The 21382-nt window shown below is 34.9% G+C and carries 33 protein-coding genes; 31 read left to right on the plus strand and 2 right to left on the minus strand.

Translation table 11 applies throughout. The features are described from left to right. The first annotated feature begins 12 nt into the window (after positions 1-12). The 30 genes from rpsQ to QTL86_RS22125 all read left to right on the plus strand — a co-directional run bounded on the left by rpsQ (position 13) and on the right by QTL86_RS22125 (position 18045). Entirely contained in the window at positions 13-270 is a 258-nt protein-coding gene (gene rpsQ, locus QTL86_RS21980) for a 30S ribosomal protein S17 (protein WP_013658497.1), read from the plus strand. A 31-nt stretch (positions 271-301) separates the two neighbouring features. Then, entirely contained in the window at positions 302-670 is a 369-nt protein-coding gene (rplN, locus tag QTL86_RS21985) for a 50S ribosomal protein L14 (protein ID WP_013658496.1), read from the plus strand. A 13-nt stretch (positions 671-683) separates the two neighbouring features. Continuing rightward, entirely contained in the window at positions 684-995 is a 312-nt protein-coding gene (gene rplX, locus QTL86_RS21990; RefSeq protein ID WP_330547576.1) for a 50S ribosomal protein L24, read from the plus strand. Between the two features lie 25 nt (positions 996-1020). Further along, the gene (gene rplE, locus QTL86_RS21995) at positions 1021-1560 is read left to right on the plus strand and encodes a 50S ribosomal protein L5 (protein WP_013658494.1); all 540 of its coding nucleotides are present in this window, start codon (positions 1021-1023) and stop codon (positions 1558-1560) included. Between the two features lie 13 nt (positions 1561-1573). Further along, positions 1574-1759, plus strand: a complete 186-nt coding sequence (locus tag QTL86_RS22000; protein ID WP_013658493.1) for a type Z 30S ribosomal protein S14 — start codon at positions 1574-1576, stop codon at positions 1757-1759. Between the two features lie 22 nt (positions 1760-1781). Further along, complete coding sequence (rpsH, locus tag QTL86_RS22005; protein WP_013658492.1) at positions 1782-2183, plus strand: 30S ribosomal protein S8; 402 nt, start codon at positions 1782-1784, stop codon at positions 2181-2183. Between the two features lie 30 nt (positions 2184-2213). Next, positions 2214-2753 (plus strand): 50S ribosomal protein L6, encoded by a 540-nt coding sequence (gene rplF, locus QTL86_RS22010; RefSeq protein WP_013658491.1) that lies wholly within the window; start codon positions 2214-2216, stop codon positions 2751-2753. A gap of 22 nt (positions 2754-2775) precedes the next feature. After that, positions 2776-3144, plus strand: coding sequence for a 50S ribosomal protein L18 (gene rplR / locus QTL86_RS22015; protein ID WP_013658490.1), 369 nt, complete (start codon positions 2776-2778; stop codon positions 3142-3144). Positions 3145-3164: 20 nt separating this feature from the next. After that, positions 3165-3677, plus strand: coding sequence for a 30S ribosomal protein S5 (gene rpsE, locus QTL86_RS22020; RefSeq protein WP_013658489.1), 513 nt, complete (start codon positions 3165-3167; stop codon positions 3675-3677). Between the two features lie 16 nt (positions 3678-3693). Continuing rightward, a complete protein-coding gene (gene rpmD, locus QTL86_RS22025) occupies positions 3694-3879 on the plus strand; it encodes a 50S ribosomal protein L30 (protein ID WP_013658488.1) in 186 nt (61 codons plus the stop codon). A 34-nt stretch (positions 3880-3913) separates the two neighbouring features. Beyond that, positions 3914-4357, plus strand: a complete 444-nt coding sequence (rplO, locus tag QTL86_RS22030) for a 50S ribosomal protein L15 (protein ID WP_013658487.1) — start codon at positions 3914-3916, stop codon at positions 4355-4357. A gap of 2 nt (positions 4358-4359) precedes the next feature. Further along, complete coding sequence (secY, locus tag QTL86_RS22035) at positions 4360-5628, plus strand: preprotein translocase subunit SecY (protein WP_013658486.1); 1269 nt, start codon at positions 4360-4362, stop codon at positions 5626-5628. 22 nt (positions 5629-5650) lie between these two features. Beyond that, positions 5651-6298: an adenylate kinase gene (locus tag QTL86_RS22040; RefSeq protein ID WP_410496042.1), complete on the plus strand. Its 648-nt coding sequence runs from the start codon at positions 5651-5653 to the stop codon at positions 6296-6298. Position 6299: 1 nt separating this feature from the next. Further along, positions 6300-7052: a type I methionyl aminopeptidase gene (gene map, locus QTL86_RS22045; protein WP_013658484.1), complete on the plus strand. Its 753-nt coding sequence runs from the start codon at positions 6300-6302 to the stop codon at positions 7050-7052. A gap of 11 nt (positions 7053-7063) precedes the next feature. Beyond that, the gene (locus tag QTL86_RS22050) at positions 7064-7342 is read left to right on the plus strand and encodes a KOW domain-containing RNA-binding protein (RefSeq protein WP_013658483.1); all 279 of its coding nucleotides are present in this window, start codon (positions 7064-7066) and stop codon (positions 7340-7342) included. Between the two features lie 15 nt (positions 7343-7357). Further along, positions 7358-7576, plus strand: a complete 219-nt coding sequence (infA, locus tag QTL86_RS22055; RefSeq protein ID WP_013658482.1) for a translation initiation factor IF-1 — start codon at positions 7358-7360, stop codon at positions 7574-7576. Positions 7577-7603: 27 nt separating this feature from the next. Then, positions 7604-7717, plus strand: a complete 114-nt coding sequence (gene rpmJ, locus QTL86_RS22060; RefSeq protein WP_013658481.1) for a 50S ribosomal protein L36 — start codon at positions 7604-7606, stop codon at positions 7715-7717. A 151-nt stretch (positions 7718-7868) separates the two neighbouring features. Then, positions 7869-8240, plus strand: a complete 372-nt coding sequence (gene rpsM, locus QTL86_RS22065; protein ID WP_013658480.1) for a 30S ribosomal protein S13 — start codon at positions 7869-7871, stop codon at positions 8238-8240. A 24-nt stretch (positions 8241-8264) separates the two neighbouring features. Beyond that, entirely contained in the window at positions 8265-8672 is a 408-nt protein-coding gene (gene rpsK / locus QTL86_RS22070) for a 30S ribosomal protein S11 (RefSeq protein WP_013658479.1), read from the plus strand. A gap of 13 nt (positions 8673-8685) precedes the next feature. Further along, positions 8686-9312 carry a 30S ribosomal protein S4 gene (gene rpsD, locus QTL86_RS22075; RefSeq protein WP_013658478.1) on the plus strand — a complete coding sequence of 209 codons (627 nt, stop codon included), beginning with the start codon at positions 8686-8688 and terminating at the stop codon, positions 9310-9312. Between the two features lie 51 nt (positions 9313-9363). Beyond that, a complete protein-coding gene (locus tag QTL86_RS22080) occupies positions 9364-10323 on the plus strand; it encodes a DNA-directed RNA polymerase subunit alpha (protein WP_127067837.1) in 960 nt (319 codons plus the stop codon). A gap of 25 nt (positions 10324-10348) precedes the next feature. Then, positions 10349-10876: a bL17 family ribosomal protein gene (locus tag QTL86_RS22085; RefSeq protein ID WP_013658476.1), complete on the plus strand. Its 528-nt coding sequence runs from the start codon at positions 10349-10351 to the stop codon at positions 10874-10876. 307 nt (positions 10877-11183) lie between these two features. Continuing rightward, on the plus strand, positions 11184-12038 hold the full coding sequence (locus QTL86_RS22090) for an energy-coupling factor transporter ATPase (RefSeq protein WP_410496043.1): 855 nt from the start codon (positions 11184-11186) through the stop codon (positions 12036-12038). Next, positions 12023-12889 carry an energy-coupling factor transporter ATPase gene (locus tag QTL86_RS22095; protein ID WP_410496044.1) on the plus strand — a complete coding sequence of 289 codons (867 nt, stop codon included), beginning with the start codon at positions 12023-12025 and terminating at the stop codon, positions 12887-12889. The genes QTL86_RS22090 and QTL86_RS22095 overlap by 16 nt, the downstream gene beginning before the upstream one ends. Next, a complete protein-coding gene (locus tag QTL86_RS22100; protein ID WP_127067835.1) occupies positions 12882-13673 on the plus strand; it encodes an energy-coupling factor transporter transmembrane component T family protein in 792 nt (263 codons plus the stop codon). Before QTL86_RS22095 ends, QTL86_RS22100 begins: the two co-directional genes overlap by 8 nt. Before the next feature lie 76 nt (positions 13674-13749). After that, positions 13750-14490: a tRNA pseudouridine(38-40) synthase TruA gene (truA, locus tag QTL86_RS22105; RefSeq protein ID WP_410496045.1), complete on the plus strand. Its 741-nt coding sequence runs from the start codon at positions 13750-13752 to the stop codon at positions 14488-14490. A 456-nt stretch (positions 14491-14946) separates the two neighbouring features. Beyond that, positions 14947-15378, plus strand: a complete 432-nt coding sequence (gene rplM / locus QTL86_RS22110) for a 50S ribosomal protein L13 (protein WP_410496046.1) — start codon at positions 14947-14949, stop codon at positions 15376-15378. Between the two features lie 23 nt (positions 15379-15401). Next, the gene (gene rpsI, locus QTL86_RS22115) at positions 15402-15794 is read left to right on the plus strand and encodes a 30S ribosomal protein S9 (RefSeq protein WP_013658470.1); all 393 of its coding nucleotides are present in this window, start codon (positions 15402-15404) and stop codon (positions 15792-15794) included. A gap of 185 nt (positions 15795-15979) precedes the next feature. After that, complete coding sequence (locus QTL86_RS22120) at positions 15980-17344, plus strand: LCP family protein (protein ID WP_410496047.1); 1365 nt, start codon at positions 15980-15982, stop codon at positions 17342-17344. Between the two features lie 251 nt (positions 17345-17595). Next, a complete protein-coding gene (locus QTL86_RS22125) occupies positions 17596-18045 on the plus strand; it encodes a DedA family protein (protein WP_410496048.1) in 450 nt (149 codons plus the stop codon). Between the two features lie 171 nt (positions 18046-18216). Here QTL86_RS22125 and ymfI read toward each other — a convergent pair whose 3' ends face one another. Together ymfI and QTL86_RS22135 are read right to left on the minus strand one after the other, a co-directional pair. After that, positions 18217-18960 (minus strand): elongation factor P 5-aminopentanone reductase, encoded by a 744-nt coding sequence (gene ymfI / locus QTL86_RS22130; protein WP_013658467.1) that lies wholly within the window; start codon positions 18958-18960, stop codon positions 18217-18219. Continuing rightward, positions 18950-19819 (minus strand): deoxyribonuclease IV, encoded by an 870-nt coding sequence (locus QTL86_RS22135; RefSeq protein WP_410496049.1) that lies wholly within the window; start codon positions 19817-19819, stop codon positions 18950-18952. Before QTL86_RS22135 ends, ymfI begins: the two co-directional genes overlap by 11 nt. A 295-nt stretch (positions 19820-20114) precedes the next feature. Here QTL86_RS22135 and QTL86_RS22140 point away from each other — a divergent pair, with 295 nt between their 5' ends. Then, positions 20115-21380 (plus strand): LCP family protein, encoded by a 1266-nt coding sequence (locus tag QTL86_RS22140; protein WP_013658465.1) that lies wholly within the window; start codon positions 20115-20117, stop codon positions 21378-21380. Positions 21381-21382: the final 2 nt, after the last annotated feature.

Below are 21382 nucleotides of genomic sequence, written 5' to 3' on the forward strand. Positions count from 1 at the left end.
GGAGGCAAGCTCGTGTCTGAAAGAAATTTACGTAAAACATTAATTGGTAATGTAGTTAGCAATAAAATGGACAAAACTATTACTGTAGCAGTTGTAAACAATGTAAAACACCCTCTTTACGGAAAAATCGTAAAAAGAACTTACAAATTACACGCTCATGATGAAAATAATGAGTGCCAAATCGGTGATAGAGTAAAAGTAATGGAAACAAGACCTTTATCTAAATCAAAAAGATTTAGACTTGTAGAAATCGTAGAAAAAGCTAAATAGTAATAGAAATCTTGAAAGGAGGTCACTTCTCATGATTCAACAAGAGAGTAGATTAAGAGTAGCTGATAACACAGGTGCTAAAGAACTTCTTTGTATCCGTGTTCTTGGTGGCTCAACAAGAAGATATGGTAATATCGGTGATGTTATCGTAGCATCAGTTAAAGATGCAACACCAGGCGGCGTTGTTAAAAAAGGTGATGTAGTTAAAGCTGTTATCGTTCGTACTAAAAAAGGCGTAAGACGTCAAGATGGTTCTTACATCAAATTCGATGAAAATGCAGCTGTAATTATTAAAGAAGACAAAAACCCAAGAGGGACTCGTATTTTTGGACCAGTAGCAAGAGAGTTAAGAGAAAAGAAATACACAAAAATCTTATCACTTGCTCCAGAAGTTCTATAAGGAGGTGTGAATAGTGAAAACTAAACTTAAAAAAGGTGATAGAGTAGTTATTATTGCCGGTAAAGATAAAGGTAAAGAAGGTAACATCACATTAATCGACCGTAAAAATGGTAGAGTTGTTGTTGAAGGTTGTAACATGATTACAAAGCACCAAAAAGCAAATGCAGCTAACCAAGGTGGTTTAATTGAAAGAGAAGCACCTATTCACATGTCAAATGTAATGTACGTGCACGGCGGTAAAGCAGCACGTTTAGGTGTAGAAATTAAAGACGGTAAAAAAGTTCGCGTAGCAATCGTTAACAAAGAACGTTTTGTAATCGACTAATTAGTGAAAGGAGGCAATGTGAACGATGAGTAGATTAAGAGAAACTTATAAAAATGAGATCATGGGTGCTATGACAGCAAAATTTGGTTACAAAAACCAAATGGAAGTACCTAAAATTGAAAAAATCGTTATCAACATGGGTGTTGGTGAAGCAAGAGATAATGCGAAAGTATTAGAAAATGCTGTAAACGATATGCAAATGATCGCAGGTCAAAAACCTGTTATCACAAAAGCTAAAAAATCAGTGGCTGCGTTCAAACTTCGTGAAGGTATGCCAATCGGATGTAAAGTAACTCTTCGTGGTGAAAAAATGTATGAGTTCTTAGATCGTTTAGTAAACTTAGCTCTTCCACGTGTACGTGACTTCCGTGGTGTAAGTGCTACAGCTTTCGATGGTCGTGGTAACTACGCTTTAGGCGTTAAAGAACAACTTATTTTCCCAGAAATCGAGTACGATAAAGTAGATAAAGTTCGTGGTATGGATGTTATCATCGTAACAACAGCTCATACAGACGAAGAAGCTCGTGAACTGTTAACACAATTCGGGATGCCTTTTCAAAAATAAGGAGGGTAAATAAATGGCAAAGAAATCAATGAAAGTTAAGCAACAAAGACCTGCTAAATTTTCAACTCAAGCATATACAAGATGCCGTATCTGTGGTCGTCCACATGGTTACCTTAGAAAATATGGTATCTGCCGTATTTGTTTCAGAGAATTAGCATATAAAGGTCAAATCCCTGGCGTTAAAAAAGCTAGCTGGTAAGAAAGAAAGGAGGCAAATAACAATGACAATGAGCGATCCTATTGCAGATATGTTAACAAGAATCAGAAATGCCAACATCGCAAAACACGATGTAGTTGAGGTTCCTGCTTCAAAAATGAAAAAAGCTATTTCTGAAATTCTTGTAAATGAAGGATATATTAAAGGTTTTGAAGTTAAAGAAGATGGTGTTAAATCAACAATTCGCATGACTTTAAAATACGGAAAAGATAAAAACGAGAAAGTTATTTCTGGTATCAAAAAGATCTCTAAACCAGGTCTTCGTGTATACGCAGATACAGACAACCTTCCAAAAGTTCTTGGTGGACTTGGTACAGCGATTATTTCTACAAACAAAGGTGTAATCACTGACAAAGAAGCTAGAAAACTTGGTGTAGGTGGCGAAGTAATCGCATTCATTTGGTAATAAAGACAATAAGTTAAGGAGGTGCCGAATATGTCACGTATTGGTAAACAACCAATCGCTGTTCCAGCAGGTGTTACAGTTACTATTAGCCCAGCTAACGAAGTAGTTGTAAAAGGACCAAAAGGAACACTTACTCAAACATTTGATACAGCAATGAACATTGCATTAGAAGAAAATGAAGTTGTGGTAACAAGACCAAACGACTTAAAAAGAAATAGATCTCTTCACGGTTTAACAAGAACACTTATTGCTAACATGGTAGAAGGCGTAACTAACGGTTTCACAAAAGTGTTAGAAATCAACGGTGTTGGATATAGAGCACAAAAACAAGGCAAAAAATTAGTTCTTTCTTTAGGGTATTCTCACCCAGTTGAAATGGAAGACCCAGAAGGTCTTACAACAACATTAGATGGTAACAAAATCACTGTAGCAGGTATCGATAAAGCAGCTGTAGGTCAATATGCAGCAGAAATTAGAGATAAACGTAGACCAGAACCATACAAAGGTAAAGGTATTAAATACATTGATGAAGTTATTCGTCGTAAAGAAGGTAAAACAGGTAAAAAATAATAAGTAAAGGAGTGACATCCGCATGATCAGAAAGCAATCTAGAAGCGATATTCGTGTTAAAAAACACAATAGAATGCGTAATAAAGTTCAAGGTACAACAGAGAGACCTAGACTTGCCGTATTCAGAAGTGAAAAACACATCTACGCTCAAATTATAGATGACATGACTGGAACAACTTTAGTTGCAGCATCAACAGTTGAAAAAGAAATTGCTAAAGAATTAAAAGCAACTTCTAACGTTGAAGCAGCAGCAGCAGTTGGAACAGCAGTTGCTAAAAAAGCAGTAGCAAAAGGTATTGAAAACGTAGTATTTGACCGTGGTGGTTTCTTATATCATGGTAGAGTTAAAGCATTAGCTGACGCAGCTCGCGAAGCTGGGTTACAATTCTAGTAAAGGAGGGAAATAAGAACATGGCTAAAAGATTAACTATTGATCCTAGTACAATGGATCTTCAAGAAAAAGTTGTTACCATTAAACGTGTAACAAAAGTAGTAAAAGGTGGTCGTACATTCCGTTTCTCTGCTTTAGTAGTAGTTGGTGACGGTAATGGTCACGTTGGTGTAGGCTTAGGAAAAGCAATGGAAATTCCAAATGCTATCCAAAAAGCTATCGACGATGCTAAGAAAAACCTTATTTACATCGAAAGAAACGATGCAGATAGTATTTATCATGAATTCTATGGTGAATTTGGAAGTGCAAGAGTACTTCTTAAACCAGCTAAAGAAGGTACTGGAGTTATCGCAGGTGGTCCAGCTCGTGCTGTACTTGAACTTGCAGGTATTCGTAACATCAGAACTAAATCTTTAGGTTCAAACAACAAGAAAAACGTAGTTCATGCTACAATCGAAGGTCTTAGAGCGTTAAAAACACCTTCACAAGTAGCTAAACTTCGTGGAAAATCAGTAGAAGAGATTCTAGGCTAAGAGGAGGAAGTAAAAGATGGCAAAGATCAAAGTTACATTAGTTAGATCTACAATCGGAGCACTTCCAAAACACAAAAAAACTGTTGAAGCGCTAGGATTAAGAAAGATTAACAGTGCAAACATTCACGAAGATAACGCAGCTATCCGTGGTATGATTGACCAAGTTACACACTTAGTAAAAGTAGAAGAAATTAACGAGTAATAGATATTTACAAATAGAAGGAGGTGCCAAGGACATGAATTTAAGTACATTAAGACCAAATGAAGGATCTAAAAAAGGAACTTTCCGTGTTGGTAGAGGTCATGGTTCAGGTAATGGTAAAACTGCTGGTAAAGGACACAAAGGGCAAAAAGCTAGAAGTGGCGGTGGTGTAAGGCCTGGTTTTGAAGGTGGTCAAATGCCATTATACAGACGTCTTCCAAAACGTGGATTTACAAACCGTAACAGTGTAGAAATCGTTGGTATCAACGTTGACTTATTAAATCGTTTCGAAGATGGTGCAGTAGTAACTATCGACGCAATGATTGAAGCAGGTATCATCAAAAATCCAAGAGACGGGGTAAAAATTCTTGGTAAAGGTGAAATCAGCAAAAAATTAACTGTACAAGCAAACGCATTTAGCGCAAGCGCTAAAGAAAAAATTGAAGCTGTGGGTGGTAAAGCAGAAGAGGTGATGTAAAGGTGGATTTATTCAAAACTCTTAGAAATGCTTGGAAAGTGCCAGAACTACGCAACAAATTGATATACACACTTTGGATGTTTCTTTTTATCAGAATCGGGGTATCTATTACTGTACCAGGAGTAGACAGAGCAGCGCTAGCAGCAGCAAATGCCGCTAATGCTAACTCCGGTTTTGTAAACCAATTTATGAGCATGATAACAGGTGGTGCAAATCAAGATTTGGCACTATTTGCATTAGGAGTAGGTCCTTATATTACTGCTAGTATCATCATGCAACTTCTTCAAGTAGCTATCTCTAAATTAGAAGAGTTAGCAAAAGAAGGAGAAGAAGGTAGAAAAAAAATCAACAAGTATACACGCTATGTAACACTTGGTTTAGCAGTTGTACAATCATGGGCTATGGTATTGACAAATAGAAATGTGTTAGTTGATGATAGCATTTGGACCTTTTTACTTGTTATGATTGCATTTATTGCTGGTTCAATGCTAGTTATGTGGATTGGTGAACAAATCACTTCAAAAGGTGTAGGTAATGGTATGTCACTTTACATCTTTATTGGTATTATTTATTCACTACCAACTAACTTTGCAGGAATTTTTGTTTTGAATAAAGATAGAATCTATATCCCAATCATTGTGCTTATTGCATTTATTGCTTTAGTAGGATTTACAGTACTCATGGCACAAGGTGAAAGAAGAGTATCAGTTCAGTATGCAAAACGTATGGCTGGACGTAAGGTGTATGGTGGTCAATCACAATACATTCCAGTTAAGGTTAACCTTGGCGGGGTTCTTCCTATTATCTTTGCTATGTCTATTATGAACTTCCCACAAATTATTATTAACTTGGTAGGGGCTCAAGTATCTGAAAACTGGCAGACGGTGCTTAATTGGTTAAACTGGACTAATCCAGTTGGATCAGTGATTTATATCATTCTTATCTTTGCATTTGCGTTCTTTTATTCAACAATTGCTTTTAATCCAATGGAGATTGCAAGCAATATGAAGAAAAGTGGAGGGTTCGTTCCAGGTATTAGACCAGGAAAGCCTACTTCTGATTATTTAGCAGCTTTAGGAACACGCATTACATTACTTGGAGCTATATTCTTAGTTATACTTGCGATAATGCCTTTAGCATTTAACTATTTATTCAAAGTAGACGTTGCCTTCTCAGGAACATCATTACTCATCGTAGTAGGGGTTGTACTTGAAACACTTAAACAAATCGAATCACAAATGTTAATGAGACATTATAAAGGATTTTTATAGAATGAATAGGAGGTAGGCCGCTGTGAGATTAATATTATTAGGTGCGCCTGGAGCAGGTAAAGGGACACAAGCAGAAATGCTAACTAAACTATATGATATTCCATGTATCTCTACAGGTAATATTTTTAGAGAGCATATTTCTAACAATACTGAGCTAGGTCAAAAAGCTAAAGCATACATGGATGAAGGAAAATTGGTGCCAGACTCACTTGTTATTGAGCTTGTCAAAAGTAGAATTACTCAGGATGACTGCAAAAATGGTATGATTTTTGATGGTTTCCCAAGAACAATTCCTCAAGCCGAGGCATTAGATGTAATGCTTAAGGAGTTAAGTATTCCAATTGACTTTGTTATCAATGTAGATGTACCTGATGAACTCATTGTTGATCGTATGAGTGGTAGAACAGTTTGTCCTAGCTGCGGCGCTTCTTACCATAAAGTAAATAAAGTTGAAACAGTTGCTGGTAAATGTGATCTTTGCGGTGAAACACTTATCCAAAGAGATGACGATAAAGCAGAAACTGTTAAGAAAAGATTAGATGTATATCATGAACAAACGGAACCTTTAATTGCATACTATAAAAGTCAAGGTAAAGTATTAGACATTGATGGTGTAGGTACAGTTGAAGAAGTACGTGATAGAGTAAAAAAAGCATTGGGAGTGAAATAAGATGGCCATTCACATTAAATCAGCTGATGAAATCAGCTTGATGAGGGAAGCCGCCCAAATTCTTGTAGAGGCCCATGATTTAGTAGCAGCTCATATAAAGGAAGGCATTACTACTAAAGAACTTGATAGCATAGCTGAAAAGTTTATTAAAAGTAAAGATGCATATCCTTCATTTCTTAATTATCATGGATATCCAGGGTCAGCTTGTATTTCTATAAATGATGAAGTTGTTCACGGTATTCCTGGGAAGAGAAAGCTACAAGAGGGAGACATAGTAAGTGTTGACCTCGGGGTATACTATAAGGGATATCACTCAGATGCTGCAAGAACCTATCCGGTTGGCACAGTTGATGCTGCCAAGTTAGACCTAATAAGAGTGACGAAAGAAAGCTTTTTTGAAGGTTTAAAATATGCAAAACCAGGCAATCATTTAAGTGATATATCATCGGCAATTCAGCGTCATGCTGAAGCTCATGGTTATGGCGTAGTGAGAGACCTAGTTGGACACGGAATAGGTAAACAATTGCATGAAGAACCACAAGTTCCAAACTACAAAACACCTGGAAGAGGACCAAAACTTCAAAAAGGTATGGTACTCGCTATTGAACCAATGATAAACATGGGAACATGGCAAGTTAGGGTACTAGAAGATGATTGGACGTTCGTAACTAGAGATGGCAGTGTATCTGCACATTATGAGAACACAGTGGTTATTACAGATGATATTCCAGAAATACTTACTATAGGTAAGTAAGAGGTGATTAAATGAATAACAAGTATTCGCTAGGGCAGATTGTTTTCTCAAAGTGCGGTCGTGATCAAGGGAAACCATTTATTGTTGTAAGTATAGAGGAAGAATATGTTTACTTAGTAGATGGGAGTCTCCGCAAAGTAGATAACCCGAAACTAAAGAAGAAAAAACATATTCAGCCAACGCTGACTACTAATGAATGGATAAAACAAAAAATTATAGAAGAAAATCGACTAACAAATAGTGATGTTAGACGAGCTCTTGAAGAGTATCTAGGGCAATCTTCTGTGTAAGAGGAGGTTTGTAACTTGGCTAAAGGTGATGTTATAGAAGTAGAGGGAACAGTGATAGAGAAGTTACCAAATGCGATGTTTAAGGTTGAGATTGAAGGAGGACACATTGTCCTTGGTCATATTTCAGGAAAACTTCGTATGAACTTCATCCGTGTATTACCGGGTGATAAGGTAACCATAGAACTTTCTCCATATGATTTAACCAAAGGGCGCATTATTTGGCGTTCTAAATAAATGGTATAATAGAAAGGAGAACAGAAAATGAAAGTACGTCCATCAGTAAAAAAGATTTGCGAAAAATGTAAAATTATTAAAAGAAAAGGTCGTGTTTGCGTTATCTGTGAGAATCCAAAACACAAACAAAAACAAGGTTAATATTACCTTGAATATTGGCACTTTAACTCATTGATTTATGAGTAAGAGTAAGCTATAATATTCTGTGGTATTTAACTTAGAAGCGGCTGCGGCATAGAGTCATTTATGCTGTATTATATATATTTTAAAAAACCTATAGGAGGTGCAGAGAGTGGCACGTATTGCAGGTGTAGACTTACCAAAAAATAAACGTGTTGAAATTGGTCTTACTTATATTTTCGGTATTGGCCGCCCAACTTCTCGTCAAATTTTAACAGAAGCTGGCATTGATTTCGATACTCGTATCAAAGACTTAACTGAAGAACAAGTTTCTAAGATTCGTGAACTTATTGAAAAATTAGGAATCATCGTTGAAGGTGATCTTCGTCGTGAAATCGCTTTAAACATTAAGAGATTAATGGAAATCGGTTGCTACAGAGGAATTCGTCATAGACGTGGTCTTCCAGTTAGAGGACAAAAAACAAAAACAAATGCTCGTACACGTAAAGGTCCTAAAAAGACAGTAGCTAATAAGAAAAAATAGTAAATAAAGGAGGTTAAGAATCTCATGGCAGTTGCAAAAAAAGGTGGTAAAAAAGTTGTAACTCGTAAACGTCGTGACAGAAAACACGTTGAACGCGGTGTTGCACACATTCAATCAACTTTTAACAATACAATGGTAACATTAACAGACACAAACGGAAATGCTCTTTCATGGGCAAGTGCTGGCGGTCTTGGATTTAGAGGTTCAAGAAAATCAACTCCATATGCAGCTCAAATGGCAGCTGAAACAGCAGCTAAAGCAGCAATGGAACATGGATTAAAATCAGTAGAAGTTATGGTTAAAGGACCAGGTTCTGGTAGAGAAGCTGCGATTCGTGCACTTCAAGCTGCAGGCTTAGAAGTAACATTAATCAAAGATGTAACTCCTGTACCACACAATGGTTGCCGTCCACCAAAACGTAGAAGAGTGTAATAGGAGGGTAAAAATGGCTAGATATATTGGTTCTAAATGTAAACAATGTCGTCGCGAAGGAAAAAAATTATTCCTTAAAGGTGAAAGATGTTTCTCAGCTGCTTGTTCAGTTGAAAAAAGACCTTATGCTCCAGGGCAACACGGTCAAGCTAAAAAGAAATTATCTGAGTACGGATTACAATTACGTGAAAAACAAAAAGCTAAAAGAATCTATGGTGTTCTTGAAGGTAAATTCAGAACTTACTTTGAAGAAGCAGATCGTAAACAAGGAATTACAGGTGAAAACTTACTTCGTCTTCTCGAACTTCGTTTAGATAACGTTTGTTACCGTATTGGTCTTGGACGTTCTCGTACAGAAGCTAGACAAGTAGTAAGACACAACCTTATTACTGTTAACGGTAAAAGAGTAAACATCCCATCTTACCAAGTTAAAGTTGGCGATGTAATTGAAGTTAAAGAAGATGCTAAATCATTCGAACGCTTCAAACTTACTGCAGAAGTAACAGGATCTCGTATTGTTCCAGAATGGTTAGAAGGCGATATTGAAAACCTTAGAGGTACAGTTAAAGCACTTCCAACTAGAGAACAAATCGATACTGATATTGCAGAAACACTTATCGTTGAGCTTTACTCTAAGTAATAGTTCGTCACCCTCAATATTTTATTTTAAAACCAAAGGAGGGTTTATCCGGTGTTGGAATTTGAAAAACCACAAATTGAGATTAAAGAATTATCGCAAGATGGTAAATATGGCTGTTTCGTAGTAGAACCATTAGAAAGAGGATATGGAATCACATTAGGCAATAGCCTTCGTCGTATTCTTTCATCTTCTCTTCCTGGCTCTGCTATTAGCAGCGTCAAAGTGGATGGTGTACTTCATGAGTTTAGTTCAATTCCTGGAGTAAAAGAGGATGTTGTTGAAATTATCCTTAACCTTAAAGGTCTTGCTATCCGCGATACAAGTCAAGGTACAGAACCTAAAGTAATTTATATTGAGAAATCTGGAGAAGGCCCAGTAACTGGAGCAGATATTAAATGTGGTCCAGAAATTGAGATCCTTAATCCAGAACATCATATTGCTACTTTAAATGGTGGAGCAAACTCTAACCTTTCAATTGAAATGACAGTAACTACTGGCCGTGGATATGAAGGTGTTGATAAGCTGAAGAAAACTGATCTTCCAATAGGAGTGATCCCAGTTGATGCTAACTACACACCAGTAGAGCGTGTAAACTTTATTGTAGAGGATACACGTGTTGGGCAACAAACTGACTATGATAAACTTACATTAGAGGTTTGGACAAATGGTACACTTAAACCAGATGAAGCTGTATCTTTAGCTGCAAAAGTTTTAAGTGAACATTTAAACCTTTTCATTGACTTATCAGAGAATGCACGTACTACAGAAATTATGGTAACAAAAGAAGATGATTCTAAAGAAAAAACTTTAGAAATGACAATCGAAGAGTTAGACCTCTCAGTTAGATCATTCAACTGTTTAAAACGTGCGGGAATCAACACAGTTGAAGACTTAACAAACAAGACAGAAGAAGAAATGATGAAAGTTCGTAATCTCGGACGTAAATCATTAGAAGAGGTATTCCAAAAACTCAACGAACTTGGTTTTCAACTTAAACCAAGTGAAGAATAAGCAGAATATTTAAGGAGGTTAGGGCATGGCTGGACAAAGAAAGCTCGGACGTGACGCCGCAGGACGTAAAGCGTTACTTCGTAACCAAGTTACAAATCTCTTATACCATGGAAAGATTAAAACAACTGCTCCAAAAGCAAAAGAGATTCGTAAAATCGCTGAAGGCTTAATCGCAATGGCTGTTCGCGAAAAAGACAACTATGAAGAAGTTACTATTAAAGCAAAACAACCTAAATTAGACAAAGACGGTAAACGTGTTAAAGAAGTTGTAGATGGCAAAAAAGTAACTGTTTATGATGAAGTAGAAAAAACTATCAAAAAAGATAGTGCTACTCGCTTACATGCAAGAAGACAAATGTTAAAGGTATTATACCCAGTAACAGAAGTACAAGGTGCTAAAAGAAGACAAGCTAAAAAAGTTGACATGTGCGACAAATTATTTAGCGAAATCGCTCCTAAATACGCTGACCGTAATGGTGGTTACACAAGAATCATCAAAATCGGACCACGTAAAGGTGACGCAGCTGAAGAAGTTATTATCGAATTAGTATAATATCTAGGGATTAAGAACTGTTCTTAATCCCTTTCTTATTATATTAATATATAGTAAAGTTATTAAGAGTGAATTAATGATCATAGTGTATCGGTACGATTATGGATAAAAAGAGTTTAAATAAGCTAAGAGGTAGCCAAAACCTAATGGGTTAGTTTATATTATATATAGTTATGAGTAGTTAAAAGAATGAATAGTGAATAATAATAATGAAAAGTTATTTATATTACGAAGCATTTACTCTAGATTCGTGCTTGGATGATTTAATTTAAGTATTAATAAGTATATATAATTAAGAGGTGTAACTATGCAGAACATTATTGAAGCTAAAAACCTTGTTTTTGAGTATTATAATTATGATGATGATGGACAAGTAAAAGATACCGTAACAGCGTTAAATCACATTAGTGTAGATGTAAAAGAGGGAGAATTCCTAGTCATTCTTGGTCATAATGGCTCAGGTAAATCTACCTTTGCTAAGCATTTAAATAGTATTTTAACGCCTAAAGAAGGAACTTTAATAGTTAGTGGTATCGATGCTACAGATAAAAAGAATACGTGGGATATTCGAAAACAAGTTGGAATGGTATTTCAAAACCCCGATAATCAAATTGTAGCTACCATTATAGAAGAAGATGTAGCGTTCGGTCCAGAGAATTTGGGAATAGAACCAAGCGAAATTAGAAAACGTGTAGATGATGCTTTAGAGACGGTTGGGATGAGCGATTACAAAAAAGGTTCACCTAATCAACTTTCAGGGGGGCAAAAACAGCGTATAGCAATAGCAGGTGTTATAGCTATGAAGCCTAAATGCATTGTATTTGATGAATCTACCGCTATGCTTGATCCTATTGGTAGAAGACAAGTTATGAGTACCATGCAAAAATTAAACAAAGAATATGGGATTACAATTATTCATATTACCCACTATATGCAAGAAGCAATACTTGCAGACCGTATTATAGTAATGGATAAGGGAAAAGTTGTTTTAGAAGGAACTCCAAAAGAAGTTTTTAAAGAAGTAAAAAGGATCAAAGATATAGGTTTAGATGTGCCAGATACAACTTATCTCGTATACTTATTAAATCAAGAAGGATTTGATTTACCTATAGATTTACTAACAGTAGAAGAGGTGACAGACGCAATATGTCAATTAAGATAGATCATTTAACACATATATATAATGAAGGAACGCCTTTTCAAAAGGTAGCATTAGAAGATATTAATATGAGTATAGAAAAAGGTGAGTTTGTAGGTATTATAGGCCATACTGGCTCAGGCAAAAGCACTCTTATTCAAATGTTTAACGGACTTTTAAAACCAACAAAAGGTGAGGTCTATGTTAATCAGCAGAACATCCATGGCGAGAAGATTAATAAAAAAGAAATGAGACAAAAGGTAGGTTTGGTTTTTCAATACCCTGAGTATCAGCTTTTTGAGATGACGGTGAAAGATGATGTAGCTTTTGGACCAAAGAATATGGGGTTAACTAAAGAAGAAATAGACAAGCAAGTGAAATTTGGGTTAGATGCAGTTGGTCTAGATGAATCTTATTATGAAAAGTCGCCTTTTGAGCTTTCTGGAGGACAAAAAAGAAGAGTGGCTATTGCTGGTGTCTTAGCAATGAACCCAGAAATACTTATCTTAGATGAGCCTACAGCAGGATTAGATCCAAAAGGTAGAAATGAATTATTCGCACAGTTAAAAAAGATGCACCAGGAACTAGGGCTTACCATTGTACTTATTTCACATAGTATGGAGGATGTGGCGAAGTACGTAGAAAAGTTATTTGTACTTTATAAGGGAAGAATTGCTTATACAGGTTCACCAAGAGAGGTTTTTGCTCATGGTAAGGAGCTAGAAAAGATTGGACTTGCTATGCCTCAGATTAAATACATTATGGAAGACTTAAAACAAAAAGGAATGGATATAGATACCGATGTATTAACAGTAGAAGAGGCAGCAGCTAAAATTATAGCGTATTTAAAGGAGAAAGGAGAACAACATGATTAGAGACATTACTATAGGACAATATTATCCTTCAGGTTCTCCCGTTCATAAATTAGATCCAAGAACAAAAATCCTTATTACCTTTGCCTATATTATAGGATTGTTTTTTATTAATTACTTTATTGGATATGCTTTTGTTGCATTATGTTTTTACGGCGCTGTTAGAGTAAGTAAGGTACCACTTAAATATATGCTAAAAGGGTTAAAGAGTATTATGTTTATTTTATTATTTACAGTGATACTCAATATGTTTTTTACTTCTACAGGTAATGAAATATTTAAGTGGTGGATTTTTAGAATTACTGATGATGGATTAGTATTAGCAGCTAAAATGGGAATTAGGCTAGTATTATTAATTGTAGGTTCATCTCTTTTGACTTTGACAACATCACCTATTGAGCTAACTGATGGCATAGAGAATCTATTAAATCCTTTTAGAAGGATTGGAGTGCCTGCACATGAGATAGCCATGATGATGAGTATTTCTCTTCGCTTTATCCCTATCTTATTAGAAGAAACGGATAAAATAATGAAAGCACAAACAGCTAGAGGTGCTGATTTTGAAAGTGGCAATATCGTGCAGAGAGCTAAGGCAATGGTGCCTATTATGGTACCCCTATTCATTTCAGCATTTAGACGTGCAGATGAATTAGCTATGGCTATGGAAGCACGTTGCTATAGAGGCGGCGTAGGTAGAACAAGATTAAATAGCTTGAAGTACACAAAGAAGGATTTAATAGCATTTTTATTTGCAACAGCGTTTATAATAGGGTGTATTTTATTATAAATTATTCTTTGTTGTAATTCCAATTATGTAGCTATAAATAGTAAAGAATTGTGTATCATAGGAGGAAATATGAGGGATGAAGAGATTTAAATTAATCGTGGCATATGATGGGACTAACTATAATGGATTTGCAAAGCAGCCAAATGCCACTACGATTCAAGGGACTTTAGATGTTGCTATTGCTAAAATTGTGCAGCATGAAGTACGTACACTAGGAGCAGGAAGAACAGATAGAGGGGTACATGCCTTTGCTCAATGCTGCGTATTTGATTCAGATACGAAAATACCAGCAGATAGATTAGCTAAAGCTATTAATAGTCAGTTACCAGCCGATATTTCAGTAAAATCGGTAGAAGAAGTAAGTGAAGATTTTCATCCACGTTTTGGAGCTAAAAGAAAAACTTATCGTTATCAGATTTTAAATGCAAAAATAAGAGATCCATTTTTATATAAGTATGCACTTTTATATCCATATGAATTAGATGTAGAGCGTATGCAAGAGGCTGCTAATGAGATGATAGGAGAGCATGATTTCGCATGTTTTTGTGCAGCAGGAAGTACAGTTAAAGATACTGTACGTATTATTTATTCTATAGATATTAAGAAAGAAGGAGACCTTGTTTCTATTGATGTTTGTGGAAATGGATTTTTATATAATATGGTAAGAATTATTATTGGTACACTGTTAGATGTTAATGAAAATAAGATTACTAAAGACAGTATAAAAACAATTATAGAATCGAAGAATCGTGAACTAGCAGGCCCAACAGTACCACCTCAAGGATTAACCATGCTTAATATAGTGTACAATGAATAATGAAGAATAAAGAATAAAGAATTAAAAACAAAGATGAGGAACTAAGAATTATAAATAAGAATTAGAGATAAACAGTGAAAAACGAAAGATTAATGATAAACAATGAGGAAAAATACACAATTCTTCATTATTAATTCTTAACTCTTAATTGCTATAAGTTATCCACAGAGACGTAATAGTATTTTGAAAAAAGAGTAGAAGTCTACAAGTTTATTAACAGTAAGTAGAAAGGCATGATAATCTAAATATGAACTTAGGTCTATTTAGTGCTTTTAAAACAAAAAAATATGTAGAAATAGTAAAAATAATCCACAGGAAAAAGCTTGACAGTTTATTTTGTAAATAATATAATATAGTTTGTGTTAATGAGACCACTTATAAAATCCAATAGCCCCGGATTTTATATGACAAATAGAAATTAACCTAGTTTTATAAGATCCAAAGGAGGTATATTCAATGAGAACAACATACATGGCAAACGCGCAAAACGTTGAAAAACAATGGTATGTTATTGACGCAGAAGGTCAAACAGTAGGTAGACTTTCTAGCCAAATCGCATCAGTATTAAGAGGTAAAAACAAACCAACTTACACACCACACGTAGATTGTGGAGATCACGTAATCGTTATTAACGCAGAAAAAGTAGTATTTACAGGTAAAAAATTAGATCAAAAATTATATAGAAGACATACAGGATACGCTGGTGGTTTAAAAGAAACTACAGCTCGTGAAATGATGGATACTCATCCTGAAAGAGTTATCATGAACGCTGTTAAAGGGATGCTTCCAAAAAACAGCTTAGGAAGAAAAATGCTTACTAACCTTCGTGTATATGCTGGAACAGAGCATAACCATGAAGCACAAAAACCAGTAGAGTTAAAATTCTAATCACTCGGGAGGAGGAAAATTAAATGGCAGCAGTTAGATATTACGGAACAGGTAGACGTAAAAGCTCAGTAGCTAGAGTATACCTTGTACCTGGAACAGGTAAAATTACAATCAATAAAAGAGATATCGAAGAATACTTCGGTTTAGAAACTTTAAAAGTTATCACTCGTCAACCATTAACATTAACAGATACATTAAGCAAATTTGATGTACTTGTAAACGTATATGGTGGTGGAACAACAGGACAAGCTGGAGCAATCCGTCACGGAATTAGCCGTGCATTACTTCAAGCTGACGCTGATTTCCGTCCAGCTCTTAAAAAAGCAGGTTTCTTAACAAGAGATCCAAGAATGAAAGAAAGAAAAAAATACGGTCTCAAAGCAGCGAGACGTGCACCTCAATTCTCAAAACGTTAATTGGGAAAATGTCCAAATTTGGACTATACAAAAGCCAATCCAATGGATTGGCTTTTTTTACATAAAGTTCTAACATTCCACATTACAATTTAATTACAAATGTATACATCGTTTATTTTATCAAACTAAATATATTATAATGATAAGTAAATAGGGCATATGTATACTTAGGGGGATTATTTTTTATGGATCAGAATAAGAAAGGGCTTACTAAGCAGCAGCAAAAGAAGCTCTTAAAGACATTTGGAATATCAGCAGGTATCACCTTGGCAGTATGCTTGGTAGCTATCATAGGTGTTGTTATTGCTTATAATAAGATTATTTTACAAAAGCCTGCCACTACTTTTCAAAATGAGGAATTGAGTGAAGAAGAACAGCAAAAAGAAGACGATAGAAAAGGACGCGGTGAAATAAATAAAACAGTCGCTGTGTTTGGTGTGGATAAAGATGAAACACGTACAGATGTTATTATTGTAGTTAATTTTAATAGTATAACTAATAAGGTAAAAGTCATCAATATTCCACGTGATACAAAGGTTATATGGACAGAGAGGCAACGCAGTAAGTTAAAGCAGTTAGTTGGCTATGAATGGGACATAAGTAAACTTAACGAAATGTCTGCTTATGCAGATATTAAGAATAATCCAGGTAATATTAGAGACATTACTATTAACGAAATTGAAAACATTTTAACTGTCCCTATTGATAATTACGTTATTGTTAATATAGAAGCTTTTAATAAGATTGTAGATGCTATTGGTGGAGTAGAGGTAGACGTACCACAAAGAATGTACTATAATGATAATTCTCAAGATTTACATATTGATTTACAACCGGGACTTCAAACGGTATATGGTAAGGATGCAGAAGGCCTTGTAAGATACCGATATGGCTATGCAGAGGGTGATGTGGGACGTATTAAGACGCAACAAATCTTCTTACAAGCTTTTGCTAAGAAAGTTATGAGTCCTGCTATAATGAATAACTTGCCATCTATTATTACTAGCTTATTTACTTACGTTAAAACAGATGTATCATTAACAGAAATATTTAGCTATTTATCTTTACTAAAGGAATTTGATTTAAACAATTTGGAATTCCATACGTTACCTGGAGAAGGTGCAAGCTATGAAGGGCCATCTTACTTCTATATTGATCAAGAACAATTAGATGATTTAGTAAAAGATGTCTTTTATGATACGACGATTGCAGGAGAAGAGCCTACAAGTAGTCCTGAAGCTACAGAAGATAGTGATAGTACAGAAATTATTATAGATCAAGATGTATCTATAGAAGTCTATAATGCTACAGGAGTAAGAGGATTAGCTGGAACTTTAAAAGATACTTTAAAGAAAAAGGGCTATAATGTAGCGCGTATTGATAACTATAGTGACGGTGATATTGAAGAAAGTACTATTTATGCCAAAGATAAAACAAAAGCAAACCAATTTTTAGAGTACTTAGAAGATGCAACTATTGTGGAAGATAGTTCCTTAGAAAGTGATATTAAAATAGTAATAGGTAAAAATTCAGCTAGTGCACTACAGTAGAACAAGGGGGCTCCTAAAGGGCCCCCTTTTAATATACCTTTGAGGTCGGAGCGTAGAGTATTACCTTGCGAACCATCCAATATTTTAGTATGCTTATAATAAGTGTTTTTTGAAACGAAAATTTCAAACTTAACTTAAAGACAGCTTACAATATGGAATAAGCATAGAAGAGATGACAGGACGATTAGCAGCTAGGAGGAGACATCATTACATCACAAGAAATATTAGAATATTTTAATCAATATGGATTATTGTTAGTTTTAGCTATTATGTATTTAGAAGGATTAAATCTGACAGGTATTCCAGCCATTGTATTATTACCAGCCATTGGTTTATTTGTGCATTATAGTACACATAGTTTTATGACCATATTAGGGATAACTATTTTAGGGAGTATGTTAGGAAATATCACTTATTATGTAGTAGTACGTTATATAGGACCAAAGATTTATAATTACTTTTACAACAAGTTTAAAGGGATTCGAAAATCTTTAGAGAAGGCGCAGAAGATAAGTAAGCAACATGGAAGTAAAGTATGTCTTATTGGACGCATCATACCAGGAGTAAGAACTGTAGTTAGTTTATTAGCTGGGACTTTTGAGATTCAAGCAAGAGACTTTATAGTATACTCATTTATAGGAGTTAGCATTTGGAATCTCCTATTTATTTTAGTAGGCTATTTGGTAGGTACTGCATTATAAATCATAATAATATAAAAGAGCCGCTAAATAATTCTTTAATACAAGATATAGTCTAGCAATTAACTTGTCAGATCTATTACTGTGTATTTCATAGGAGTATAGAAGCAGCTCTTTTATATTATTGAAATGTTGATTTTTAGTAACTAGAAAATAGCATATCTAAAGTTTTGATTATAGCAATCCACCATCTAAAGTAATGATTTGCCCAGTTACATAAGAAGCTAGAGGAGAAGCTAAATATAAACAAGTATTAGCTACATCCTGAGGTGAACCTGTTTTGCATAAAGGAATTTCATCTACAAATGCGGATTTTTCCTCTTCAGTGTAGCAACTGGTCATATCAGTATCTATCCAACCGCAAGCAATACCATTTACCCTGATATGAGATGGCCCAAGCTCTTTGGCTAAAGCTTTGGTAAAGCCATTAAGAGCGGCTTTACTAGTTGAATAAGCCACTTCACAGGAAGCACCAACCATCCCCCAGATAGATGAGATATTAATAATAATACCACCTTCACGTTGGAGCATTGAAGGAATTGTTAGATAACTACAGTGATAAGCAGAATTTAAGTTTGTTGTCAAAATTTTATTCCACATTTCAGGAGTAGTATCTGTGAATAACCCAACATGACTAATGCCAGCATTGTTGATAACTATTGAAGGAAGCTTACCATAATGGCTTTTAATGGTATCCATCATAGAACTAGCTACGTTATAATCTGATAAATCTCCAAAGTAAGCATAGACTTTAAAGCCTTTATTTAAAAAGGATTCATAAGTTTCTTTTAAACGTGCTTCATTAGTAGCGCCATTTAAAATAACAGTGGCACCTTTTTCGGCAAAAGCAAAAGCAATAGCCTTGCCAATGCCACGGGAAGAACCTGTAACAAGAACAAGCTCATGACTAAAGTTCAATTTGATCACCTCTTAAGAAAGCAATTTCTTCTTTATATAGGTTTGTTTTTTTATCTAACCAAGGTGTCTCTAAAATAATAGGTTTACCAACTGCTACAGGATGGTGTACAACATGATAGAGTGCAGCTTTACCTATAAAGTCTTTCCCCTTTGGATTATCTTCAGACGCACCCAAGTTAGCATGACGATCTTTTTTTGCACCACAAGGATTAAGAGAGCCATTGAGATGAAATACTTTAAGCCTATCTAGACCGATAATACGATCAAACTCAGCAAACACTTCATCTAAGTTATTAATAATATCATAACCACTATCGTGAACATGACAAGTATCGAAACAGACGCCAATTTTATGTTTTAATTCAACTCGGTCAATAATATCACGTAGTTCCTCAAAGGAACGACCGATTTCCTTTCCTTTTCCAGCCATAGTTTCTAAACAAATAAGAGGCTTAGTCTCTTCGGTGAGGACTTCATTAAGACCAGCAGCGATACGCTGGGCACCATATTCATAGGTTTTATCTGTAAAAGAACCCGGATGAAGTACTAAGTAGTTAGAACCAATGGCTGTAGTACGTTCAATTTCTAGAGCAAGACACTCTTTAGCTAACTTATAAGTTTCATCCTTATAAGAAGCTAAGTTAATAATATAAGGTGCATGTACTACTAGGTCAGAAAGTCCATGAGCCTCCATAAAAGCACGTCCTTCTTTAATTTTTAAATTTTCAATAGGAGAACGTTTTGTATTTTGAGGTGCACCAGTATAAATCATAAAGGTATTTGCACCATAAGAATAAGCTTCTTTAGCGGCACCAATTAAGCCACCACTAATAGAAACATGAGAACCAATTTTAAGCATTTTTATAATCCTTTCTGAATGAAAAATATGATATATGTTATTCTTCAAATTTAAATCTAACAAACAAATGACAGATATTAAATTTATATAAAATTACTGTATTATAATAGACATCTCAGCTATATTTTACTACAATATAGGAAGTGTTAGCAGAAATTATACTATAAATATGATTTTAGGGAAACTATATATTATAGAATAACCGAAAAATGCTAAGCATATCTAGTAAGAATGAATATCTTGTGACAAATATTTTTGAGCATGACAGAATATATAAGCACCATAGGAGAAAATGATGAGTGAGAAGAAAAAATTAAAGAAAAAACAGAAAAAAGCATTAGGTCGAATTTTTTTTAGGGTGATGGTTATTACCTTTATTATAGCTGCTCTTGTAATAGGAGGGCTTATTTTTGCCTATAATCACTTTTTATATAAAGGAAATCCTTTCAATGGAAGTAATAAAGAACCAGACCCTATCAACAAAACATTAGCAGTATTTGGTGTAGATGAAGATGGATACCGTACAGATGTTATTTTTGTTTTAAATTACAATAGTGAAACCGGTAAATCAAAAGTTATTTCTATTCCTCGTGACACAAAGGTTGAGTGGTCCCAGGAGCAACAAGAAAGAATGGAAGAATACAAAGGTTACTCTGTTAATGTTTCAAAAATTAATGAAATGACCAGCTATGCAGGTATTGAGCACATTAGAGAATTTACTATAGATGAAATAGAGAATATGTTAGGTATCCAGATTGACAACTATGTCATTATTACTATTGATGCATTTAAACAAATTGTAGATGCTATTGGTGGAGTAGAGGTAGATGTACCTGTACTTGATGGTAATGGTCTTCATTATGATGATAATTATGCTGATTTACACATACATTTAGACCCAGGCCCACAATTATTAGATGGTGAGGCAGCAGAAGGTCTTGTAAGATTTAGAAAAGGTTACGCAGAAGGCGATGTAGGACGTATTAAAACACAACAGCTATTCTTAGAAGCATTTGCTAAAAAAGTAACAAGTCCTGGTATTATCACAAAGGTGCCAAACATTATTAATACTATTTTTAAAACAGTTACGACTGACATTAAATTAAGTGATATACCAAGTTATTTACCTTATTTAAAATCAATGGATTCAAGTAACTTAAGCTTTAATATTATTCCAGGTGAAGGTGCATATGAAGGCGGTAAATCTTATTATTTCCCTGATATGGAGGCTATGCCAGGATTTGTTGAAGGCGTATTTAATGATGATGAGACGAGTACAGAATCAAAAGTGATAGAAGATAAAAGTGTAAGTATAGAAATTCTAAATGCTACAGCTATCAGGGGAGCAGCTGCGGCAGCTCAGGAAAATTTAGAAGCAGTCGGTTATACCGTTAATATAATAGGTAATTCTACTTTAGAAGAACCAAGTACAACAGTTATTTATGCTAAAGAAGTGGAAAAAGCAAATCAATTTAAGAAGTATTATCCGAATGCGATTATTAAACAGAATCAAAATATGAACTATGATATACAGATTATATTAGGCAATGATATCCAGTAAGG

Origin of the sequence: Cellulosilyticum sp. ST5 (genome assembly GCF_046529625.1) — a bacterium.
Taxonomy (GTDB): domain Bacteria; phylum Bacillota; class Clostridia; order Lachnospirales; family Cellulosilyticaceae; genus Cellulosilyticum; species Cellulosilyticum lentocellum.

Coding starts and splice junctions, on each gene's coding strand:
- rplN (WP_013658496.1), top strand. CDS start 302: ATGATTCAACAAGAGAGTAGATTAAGAGTAGCTGATAACACAGGTGCT.
- rplE (WP_013658494.1), top strand. CDS start 1,021: ATGAGTAGATTAAGAGAAACTTATAAAAATGAGATCATGGGTGCTATG.
- QTL86_RS22000 (WP_013658493.1), top strand. CDS start 1,574: ATGGCAAAGAAATCAATGAAAGTTAAGCAACAAAGACCTGCTAAATTT.
- rpsH (WP_013658492.1), top strand. CDS start 1,782: ATGACAATGAGCGATCCTATTGCAGATATGTTAACAAGAATCAGAAAT.
- rplF (WP_013658491.1), top strand. CDS start 2,214: ATGTCACGTATTGGTAAACAACCAATCGCTGTTCCAGCAGGTGTTACA.
- rplR (WP_013658490.1), top strand. CDS start 2,776: ATGATCAGAAAGCAATCTAGAAGCGATATTCGTGTTAAAAAACACAAT.
- rpsE (WP_013658489.1), top strand. CDS start 3,165: ATGGCTAAAAGATTAACTATTGATCCTAGTACAATGGATCTTCAAGAA.
- rpmD (WP_013658488.1), top strand. CDS start 3,694: ATGGCAAAGATCAAAGTTACATTAGTTAGATCTACAATCGGAGCACTT.
- rplO (WP_013658487.1), top strand. CDS start 3,914: ATGAATTTAAGTACATTAAGACCAAATGAAGGATCTAAAAAAGGAACT.
- map (WP_013658484.1), top strand. CDS start 6,300: ATGGCCATTCACATTAAATCAGCTGATGAAATCAGCTTGATGAGGGAA.
- QTL86_RS22050 (WP_013658483.1), top strand. CDS start 7,064: ATGAATAACAAGTATTCGCTAGGGCAGATTGTTTTCTCAAAGTGCGGT.
- rpmJ (WP_013658481.1), top strand. CDS start 7,604: ATGAAAGTACGTCCATCAGTAAAAAAGATTTGCGAAAAATGTAAAATT.
- rpsK (WP_013658479.1), top strand. CDS start 8,265: ATGGCAGTTGCAAAAAAAGGTGGTAAAAAAGTTGTAACTCGTAAACGT.
- rpsD (WP_013658478.1), top strand. CDS start 8,686: ATGGCTAGATATATTGGTTCTAAATGTAAACAATGTCGTCGCGAAGGA.
- QTL86_RS22085 (WP_013658476.1), top strand. CDS start 10,349: ATGGCTGGACAAAGAAAGCTCGGACGTGACGCCGCAGGACGTAAAGCG.
- QTL86_RS22090 (WP_410496043.1), top strand. CDS start 11,184: ATGCAGAACATTATTGAAGCTAAAAACCTTGTTTTTGAGTATTATAAT.
- QTL86_RS22095 (WP_410496044.1), top strand. CDS start 12,023: ATGTCAATTAAGATAGATCATTTAACACATATATATAATGAAGGAACG.
- QTL86_RS22100 (WP_127067835.1), top strand. CDS start 12,882: ATGATTAGAGACATTACTATAGGACAATATTATCCTTCAGGTTCTCCC.
- truA (WP_410496045.1), top strand. CDS start 13,750: ATGAAGAGATTTAAATTAATCGTGGCATATGATGGGACTAACTATAAT.
- rplM (WP_410496046.1), top strand. CDS start 14,947: ATGAGAACAACATACATGGCAAACGCGCAAAACGTTGAAAAACAATGG.
- rpsI (WP_013658470.1), top strand. CDS start 15,402: ATGGCAGCAGTTAGATATTACGGAACAGGTAGACGTAAAAGCTCAGTA.
- QTL86_RS22120 (WP_410496047.1), top strand. CDS start 15,980: ATGGATCAGAATAAGAAAGGGCTTACTAAGCAGCAGCAAAAGAAGCTC.
- QTL86_RS22135 (WP_410496049.1), bottom strand. CDS start 19,819: ATGCTTAAAATTGGTTCTCATGTTTCTATTAGTGGTGGCTTAATTGGT.
- QTL86_RS22140 (WP_013658465.1), top strand. CDS start 20,115: ATGAGTGAGAAGAAAAAATTAAAGAAAAAACAGAAAAAAGCATTAGGT.